We start from the raw sequence: 7273 nt of genomic DNA on the forward strand, positions 1-7273 counted from the left end.
GGTTAGGGACGAACCGCGTTCAATTCCCCCCTCTCCCCGCTTGCGGGGAGAGGGTTGGGGTGAGGGGGAGTCTCCGCGATGACGGTGAGGACTGGACTCGCGGAGAGAGCCCCTCACCCCAACCCTCTCCCCGTAAGAACGGGGAGAGGGAGAAGAGACGATCACTTCGCAACGAATCCGGCTTCCGTCATCAGCAACTTGTTCTGTGCATCGTCCTCCTCGAGGAATTGCACCATGTCCTTGCCGGTGAGGAAGATCGGCTTCAGCGCCTGCTTCTCCATGTATTCCTTGTACTCCGCGGTCTGCGTCACCTTCTGGAACAGGTCGACATAGAACGCCTGTTGCTCGGGCGTGACCTTGCCGGGCAGGAACATCGCGCGCAGCATCAGATACTGGACGTCGACGCCCTCCTCCTTACAGGTCGGAATGTCCGCCCAGGACTGCGTGTCCGTCACCTTGCTGGTGTAGGAGATGCGCTCCTTGTCGAACACGCAGAGCGGACGCACCTGGCCCGCGCGCCAGACTTCGAGATTTTCGGATGGGTTGTTGACGTTGGATTCGGTGTGGTTGCCGACGAGCTGGGTCGCGGCCTCACCACCGGATTTGTAGGGCAGATAGGAGAACTTCGCGCCGGTCTTCTGCTCGAGGAACACGGTCAGCACGTGATCCTCGCGCTTGGAGCCGGTGCCGCCCATCTTGAAGGGCGAGCTGGCAGCCTTCGCGGCCGCGACGAACTCCTTCACCGTCTTGGGACCTGCGCTGTTGTCCCACAACACGAACTGGTCGAGCGCGATCACCGAGACCGGCGTCAGCTCACGCCAGTTGAACGGAATCTTCGCCGACAGCGGCAGCATGTAGATCAGCGAATAGGCAATCAGCACCTTGTTCGGATCGCCTTCGCTGGACTTCATGTACATCAGCGCTTCCGCGCCCGACGCGCCGCCCTTGAGCGAGACGACCATCGGCTGCTTCATCAGATTGTTCTTCTGGATCGCGGCCTGCATCATCCGCGCCATCTGATCGGAGGCGCCGCCCGCGCCCGCCGCCACCACGATCTCGACGGGTTTGGTCGGTTCCCAACCGGCAAAAGCCGGCGTGCCGCAAAGCGCGGCCGCAAGCGCAATTGCGGCCTTCATTCCATGTCCCACGCGCATCTTCCCTATGTTCTTGTTTGGATTGGCAATTCGCGAAGTAAGGCGAACCGCATTGTGCGGGCGAACGCCAGTCAGTTCAAGCCGGGCCGATGCCGCACCGCTTATGACTTTGGAATGAGATCGGTTGCAGGCAGGGCCGACCCGCAAAAGGCGCAGGCCCGTTGCGGCAAGTCCGAGCCGCGTTCGGAACACTAACCCAAGTTGGCCGCTACTTGCCCTTCCAGTTCGGCGTGCGCTTGTTGAGGAAGGCGTCCATGCCCTCGCGAAAATCTTCGCTCATATAGGCCTTGAGGATCAGGTCCTCGCCTTCCTCGCGCGACAGCGTGCGGCGGATGCGGCGCACCGCCTCCTTGGTCGCTTCCAGCGTGAGCGGGGCGTGGCTTGCGACGAGCCTTGCGGTCTCGTCCGCACGGCGCTGCAGCGTCTCGACGTCGGGCACGACCTCGTTGAGCAGGCCGAGCGCCAGCGCTTCCGGCGCCTCGACCAGACGCGCCTTGAAGATCAGGTCCTTGGTGCGCGCAGGTCCCACCAGCGAGACGACGCGGCTGATGTTTGACATCGACAGGCAATTGCCGAGCGTGCGCGCGATCGGAAAACCGATGCGCGTCGTTTCAGTTCCGATGCGAAGATCGCAGCAAGCCGCGATGCCGGCGCCGCCGCCGGTGCAGGCACCGGCGATCGCCGCGATCACGGGCACGCGGCACTGCTCGAGCGTGCCGAGCACGCGGTCGATGCGGGCCTCGTAGTCGAGCGCGTCCTGCGCGGTTTTAAACGCACGGAACTGAGAAATGTCGGTGCCGGAGGCGAAGGCCTTGTCGCCGGCGCCGGTGAGGATCAGCGCCTTGATCGAGCGATCGGCGTTGATCTCCTGGCAGATCTCCGCCATGCGGTCATACATGGCGAAGGTCATTGCGTTGCGCGCCTGAGGGCGGTTGAAGGTGATCCGCGCGATGCCGTCCTGGACGGAGTAGAGCAGGTCTTCGTTAGCAGTCGTCGGTGCGTTCATCGCGCGCTCTCTTGGTTCAGCAGGATAGGTTCAGGCCACCTGAGCCTTTAGGCGACGTGGGCCTTGGCCATCGGCACCGCGTCGCGTCCCTTCAGGACGTCCATGGCCGCCAGGACGCCGCCGCTCCGGTGCGGGATCTTTGCAAGGTCCAGGCCCATCTCGACGCCGGCGAGCGTGCCCATCAGCATCAGATCGTTGAAATGGCCGATATGACCGATGCGGAATACCTTGCCCTTGACCTTGTTCAGGCCAGTGCCGAGCGACATGTCGAAGTTTTCGAGCACCACCTTGCGGAAGGCGTCGGCGTCATGTCCCTCCGGCACGCGCACGCCGGTCAGGGCCGGCGAGTGTGCGGCAGGATCGGCGCACTGCGTCTCCAGGCCCCAGACCTTGACCGCGGCGCGCGTCGCCGCGCTGTGGCGCTTGTGGCGGGCCCAGACGTTCTCGAGCCCTTCCTCTTCCAGCATCTTGACCGCTTCGCGCAGGCCGTAGAGCAAATTGGTCGCGGGCGTATACGGGAAGGTGCCGAGCTTGTTGAAGTTGATGACTTCCTGCCAGTCCCAGTAGGAGCGCATGCCGGGGTTCGCCTTGGCGACTGCGAGAGCCTTCTCCGAGACAGCGTTGAAGCCGAGGCCGGGCGGCAGCATCAGGCCCTTCTGTGAGCCGGCGACCGAGACGTCGATGCCCCAGGCGTCGTGCTCATATTCCATCGATCCGAGGCCGGAGATGGTATCGACCATCAGGAGCGCCGGGTGCTTGACGCGGTCGAGGATCTTGCGCACTTCGAGGGGCGGCGTCACGCAGCCGGTCGAGGTCTCGTTGTGCACAACGCAGACCGCCTTGATCGCGTGCTGCTTATCGGCGGCAAGGCGCTTCTCGATCTCAGCGAGATCGGCGCCATGGCGCCAGTCGCTCGGGATGAAGTCGACGTCGAGCTTGAACTTGTCGGCGATGCCGCGCCACAACACGGCGAACTGGCCGGTCTCGCACATCAGGACCTTGTCGCCTGGCGAGAACACGTTGACCATCGCCGCTTCCCAGGCGCCGGTGCCGGACGAGGGGAAGATGATCACGGGCTGCTTGGTGCGGAACACCCGCTGCATCGAGGCCAGGACCGCGAAACCAAGCTCGGCGAACTCCGGACCACGATGGTCCAGCGTCGGCATGTCCATCGCCCGCAGCACCCGGTCGGGTACATTGGTCGGTCCTGGAATCTGTAGGAAATGCCTTCCAGTGTGCACGGTCATGGGCGTCCTTCCCGGTCTTTGAAGCTGACTTGGCTTCTAATGTCTGTTGGCCTGAACGAGGGGCTCCGGCGAGCCGCTCGCATATCACTATTCGCCGGGCTTGTCCCTCGCCCGGCGGGGGCCGTCAATGCACAAGAAGCAGGGCTCGCCTTGCCAAGGGCCGTGACGGTAGGCAAGACGGTGCCAGCGAACAGGCGAGAGCGGATCATGGCGGCTGAAGTGGCCGGAAAATCACTGGAATCGGCCCAAAAGGACAGCCTGGCGGCTCGCCTGGCCCGGGAAATCACTGGCGACGTCCTGTTCGACGCTTTCAGCCGCGGCCGCTACGCGACCGACGCCTCCTTCTATCAGATCATGCCCTATGGTGTGGTGGTGCCGCGCGGCATGGACGAGGCGCTGCGGGCGCTGGCAATCGCCCGGGACGACGGGCGGAAGGTCACCCCGCGCGGCGGAGGCACCTCACAATGCGGCCAGACCGTCAATGACGGGATCGTGGTCGATCTCTCGAAACACCTGAACCGCATCCTGGCACTCGACGTCGCGAACCGGACCTGCGTCGTCGAACCCGGCATCGTGCTCGACGACCTCAACCGCCAGCTCAAAAAGCACGGCCTCTGGTTCCCGGTCGATGTCTCCACCGCTTCGCGCGCCACCATCGGCGGCATGGCCGGCAACAATTCCTGCGGCGGCCGTTCGCTGCGCTACGGCACCATGCGCGACAACACGCTGTCGATGGAGGCCGCGCTCGCGGACGGCACGCTGATGCGGTTTGGCGAGGTGCCGCGCGATCTCTCCGACTTTGATGCGAGCGACGTCGCGCGGGCCCTATTCCGCGACATGCTCGATCTCGGGGCCCGCGAGGCCGAAGCAATCGCGACGCGCTTTCCAAAAGTGCAGCGCCGGGTCGGCGGGTACAATCTCGATGCGCTGACGCCGCGCAATGCGCGCAACAACATGGCGCATCTGCTCGTCGGGTCCGAGGGCACCCTCGCCTTCACCACCAAGGTCGAGCTGAAGCTGTGGCCGGTGATCCGCAATAAGGCGCTCGGCGTCTGCCATTTCGGCAGCTTCTACGAGGCGATGGATGCGGCCCAGCATCTTGTCAAGCTCAAGCCGATCGCGGTCGAGCTGGTCGACCGAACCATGATCGCGCTCGGCCGCGATATCGCGATGTTCGCACCCGTCATCTCCGCCGCCATCAAGGGCGATCCGGATGCCGTCCTGGTCGTCGAGTTCGCCGAGGAGGACCAGGCCGACAATCTGCAACACCTCAAGCAGCTCAGGGAGCTGATGGGCGACCTCGGCTTCGGCTGGAATAACGACAAGCGCAAATGGGGCGGCGTGGTCGAGATTACCGAGCCTGCGCTCCAGAGCGGCATTGCCGATTTCCGCGCCGCCGGCCTCAACGTCATGATGTCGATGAAGCAGGAGGGTAAGCCGGTCTCCTTCGTCGAGGACTGCGCCGTGCCGCTGCCGCATCTGGCCGACTACACCGCCCGGCTGAACGAGGTCTTCGCCAAACATGGCACAAGCGGCACGATGTATGCACATGCCTCCGAGGGATGCCTGCATGTGCGGCCCGTGCTGAACCTGAAGCTGGAGAAGGACGTGAAGGCGATGCGCGCCATCGCCGAGGAGGCCTTCGAGCTGGTGCGCGAGTACAAGGGCTCGCATTCCGGCGAGCATGGCGACGGTCTGGTGCGCTCGGAATTCCACGAGACAATGTTCGGCGAGCGTCTCGTCGCCGACTTCAGGGAGGTGAAGCAGCGCTTCGATCCCGATGGCACCCTCAATCCCGGCAAGATCGTCGACGCACCTAAAATGGACGACCGCTCGCTGTTCCGCTACCGGCCCGACTATCGCGTCGGCGAGCTCAAGACCACGCTCGACTGGTCCGCTTATCCCGGCGCCGGCGGCGGTTTCCAGGGCGCGGTCGAGATGTGCAACAACAATGGCGCCTGCCGCAAGCTCGAGGGCGGCGTGATGTGCCCGTCCTACCGTGCGACCCGCAACGAGAAGGACGTCACGCGCGGCCGCGCCAACACACTGCGGCTCGCCATCTCCGGCCAGCTGGGCCCGAATGCGCTGGCCTCGGACGAGATGATGGAGACGCTGAAACTCTGCGTCTCATGCAAGGCCTGCCGCCACGAATGTCCGACCGGCGTCGACATGGCCAAGATGAAGATCGAGGTGCTGGCCGCGCGCGTTGCATCTCACGGCTTGACGCTGCGGGACCGCCTGATCGGCTATCTTCCGCGCTATGCCGGCCTCGCGTCGCGCTTCGCGCCGCTGGCTAATTTGCGCAACCGCAGCCCGTTGCTGCGAAAGCTGTTCGAGCGCTTTGCCGGCATCAGCGCGCGCCGCGCCCTGCCCGCCTTCCGCAGCGACGTCTTCGTGCCGCCGGCTGGCAGCGTTGGTCCGGAAACCGGCCGTGAAGTCGTGCTATTCGCGGACACTTTCAACCGCATCTACGAGCGCGAAAATCTCGACGCAGCGTTGCGCGTGCTCAAGGCAGGCGGCTATCGCGTGCACCTGCCGAAGCCAGCGAGCGGCAGCCGCCCGCTGTGCTGCGGCCGCACCTTCCTGTCGGCGGGTCTCGTCGACGAAGCCAGGTCCGAGCTCGACCGGCTCGTCGCCGCCTTCGCGCCCTTCGCCGCGCGCGGCGTGCCGATCGTCGGCCTGGAGCCGAGCTGCCTCCTGACGCTGCGCGACGAGCTCGCCTCGCTCCGCAAGGACGACGACGCCAAGGCGGTCGGCGCCCATGCGCTGACCTTCGAGGAATTTTTGGTCCGCGAGGCCGAGGCCGGCCGGCTGCAATTGCCGCTCGGCACCGTCGCCGACAAGGCCGTTGTCCACGGCCATTGCCATCAAAAATCGTTCGGCGCCTTCAGGCCGGTCGAGCAGGTGCTGCGCCTCGTCCCCGGCCTGAAGGTCGAGACCATCGAGTCGAGCTGCTGCGGCATGGCCGGCGCCTTCGGCTATGGCGCAGACACTTACGACGCCTCGATCGAGATGGCCGAGTTGTCGCTGCTGCCCGCCGTGCGGCGCGCAGGTGAGGCGACGCTGATCGTTGCCGACGGCACCTCCTGCCGCCATCAGATCCACGATGGCACGCAGCGCGAGGCGCTCCACGTCGCGCGCGTGCTGGCGATGAGCCTCGATCGCGCCGCGACCGAATCCACGACCACCCCCGTTGCAAAGGAAGGAAGCCATGGCTGAACTCACGCTCGACACCGCCCGCAAGATCCTCGACGCCGCTTTCGCAAAGGCCACCGAACTGAAACTGAAGCCGCTGGTCGTCACCATCCTGGACGCGCGCGGCGTGCTCAAGATCGCCGCAGCGCAGGACGGCACCAGCCTGATGCGCGCCGAGATCGCGCACGGCAAGGCCTATGGTGCGCTCGCGATGGGCATGGGCTCGCGCGCCCTGTTCCAGCGCGCGCAGGAGCAGGCCTATTTCATCGACGCCGTGAACACCATCGCCAAGGGCGCGCTGGTGCCGGTCCCTGGCGGCGTGCTGATCATGGACGGCACGACGCTGCTCGGCGCCGTCGGCGTCTCCGGCGACACCTCGGACAATGACGAGGCGTGTGCGGTTGCCGGCATCCAGGCAGCGGGACTGAAGGCCAACGCGGGATAGCGCTCGTCCACACTACCGGTAGCGGCTGCGCTCGAGAAGATGCTAAGGATCGCCCCGCCGTGGGGTCAATTGTCGGGGGTTCGAGTCCCCGGTCCGCTACATCGTTAAACCCTGTCCAGACCGAAGACATCGGTAACAGATCGTACCTAAGACATAGGTGACAACCTCGTGCCGAGCGGGTTGCCGATTGGTTGCAAGGTCATTTACTCCAGGGTCGATCCAGCCA

5 protein-coding genes are annotated in these 7273 nt (G+C 65.1%); 2 read left to right on the top strand and 3 right to left on the bottom strand.

Annotated elements, in window-relative coordinates:
• Positions 1-161: 161 nt before the first annotated feature.
• From AC629_RS34715 to AC629_RS34725, 3 genes are all read right to left on the bottom strand, one after another.
• Positions 162-1136, bottom strand: coding sequence for a Bug family tripartite tricarboxylate transporter substrate binding protein (locus tag AC629_RS34715; RefSeq protein WP_084809275.1), 975 nt, complete (start codon positions 1134-1136; stop codon positions 162-164).
• Positions 1137-1362: 226 nt separating this feature from the next.
• Positions 1363-2160, bottom strand: a complete 798-nt coding sequence (locus AC629_RS34720) for an enoyl-CoA hydratase/isomerase family protein (RefSeq protein WP_084809276.1) — start codon at positions 2158-2160, stop codon at positions 1363-1365.
• A gap of 47 nt (positions 2161-2207) precedes the next feature.
• The gene (locus tag AC629_RS34725) at positions 2208-3407 is read right to left on the bottom strand and encodes a pyridoxal-phosphate-dependent aminotransferase family protein (protein WP_084809277.1); all 1200 of its coding nucleotides are present in this window, start codon (positions 3405-3407) and stop codon (positions 2208-2210) included.
• A 207-nt stretch (positions 3408-3614) separates the two neighbouring features.
• Between AC629_RS34725 and AC629_RS34730 the strand changes: the two genes are divergently transcribed.
• Together AC629_RS34730 and AC629_RS34735 are read left to right on the top strand one after the other, a co-directional pair.
• Complete coding sequence (locus AC629_RS34730) at positions 3615-6626, top strand: FAD-binding and (Fe-S)-binding domain-containing protein (RefSeq protein ID WP_084809278.1); 3012 nt, start codon at positions 3615-3617, stop codon at positions 6624-6626.
• Complete coding sequence (locus AC629_RS34735) at positions 6619-7047, top strand: GlcG/HbpS family heme-binding protein (protein WP_084809279.1); 429 nt, start codon at positions 6619-6621, stop codon at positions 7045-7047. Before AC629_RS34730 ends, AC629_RS34735 begins: the two co-directional genes overlap by 8 nt.
• Positions 7048-7273: the final 226 nt, after the last annotated feature.

It is taken from the genome of Bradyrhizobium sp. NAS80.1 (assembly GCF_001908205.1).
GTDB lineage: Bacteria > Pseudomonadota > Alphaproteobacteria > Rhizobiales > Xanthobacteraceae > Bradyrhizobium.

Excerpts from the sequence above, each read along its gene's own strand:
- AC629_RS34715 (WP_084809275.1), bottom strand. The coding sequence starts at position 1,136 with ATGAAGGCCGCAATTGCGCTTGCGGCCGCGCTTTGCGGCACGCCGGCT.
- AC629_RS34720 (WP_084809276.1), bottom strand. The coding sequence starts at position 2,160 with ATGAACGCACCGACGACTGCTAACGAAGACCTGCTCTACTCCGTCCAG.
- AC629_RS34725 (WP_084809277.1), bottom strand. The coding sequence starts at position 3,407 with ATGACCGTGCACACTGGAAGGCATTTCCTACAGATTCCAGGACCGACC.
- AC629_RS34730 (WP_084809278.1), top strand. The coding sequence starts at position 3,615 with ATGGCGGCTGAAGTGGCCGGAAAATCACTGGAATCGGCCCAAAAGGAC.
- AC629_RS34735 (WP_084809279.1), top strand. The coding sequence starts at position 6,619 with ATGGCTGAACTCACGCTCGACACCGCCCGCAAGATCCTCGACGCCGCT.